This window comes from Arcobacter sp. (assembly GCF_050300555.1).
Lineage (GTDB): Bacteria > Campylobacterota > Campylobacteria > Campylobacterales > Arcobacteraceae > Arcobacter.
In genome coordinates this window covers 1-519 of the sequence record NZ_JBNKXY010000433.1, presented here as the reverse complement: position 1 = coordinate 519, position 519 = coordinate 1, and the positions used below count along the sequence as shown (strand labels likewise).

The window sequence follows — 519 nt, the reverse complement described above, 5'->3', positions numbered from 1 at the left end:
GAGTTCCTGCGTTCCAGAGATTATCCTCAATGCCCTCCCACTTCCCATTTGTTCCAGCGATTCCGAGAGTTGGGATATGCATGTATAAAGTAAATTTTGCTATCTCATATCTGACCTTTATAAGGATATCATCTACACTTTTATGGCTGAAGTGCAAAAGAAAAATGACAATTTTTATCAACTCTACCTAATACCTATTCATAAAATTGCATAACTTTTATGAAATACATCATTTCAAGTCAAATAAACGTGTAAGCATTTTAAAGGCCAGTCAATATTTATTTTTTGTTACAGTTTGAAGTAAAAAAGGTTCCTAATACTTTATAAACTTCATGATAATTTTTTAACTTCCTCAATTAGTTGCCATCAAATGCTGTCAAAATAGATTAGAGGTGCTAGAGATGCACTTAAAACTTGCCTTTCCCAACTTACTTTGTGATACTGCCATGTTGGTATGCTTCAGATAAATACGTAATCCATGCTTAATCGATTTTGTTAAAAGTTCTGTGACCAACAAGG

1 protein-coding gene is annotated in these 519 nt (G+C 33.1%); it reads right to left on the bottom strand.

Annotated features, from left to right (window positions below):
* Positions 1–181 (bottom strand): hypothetical protein (locus ACQY5W_RS13610; protein WP_428025506.1); only part of this gene is annotated, 181 nt, incomplete at its 3' end.
* Positions 182–519: the final 338 nt, after the last annotated feature.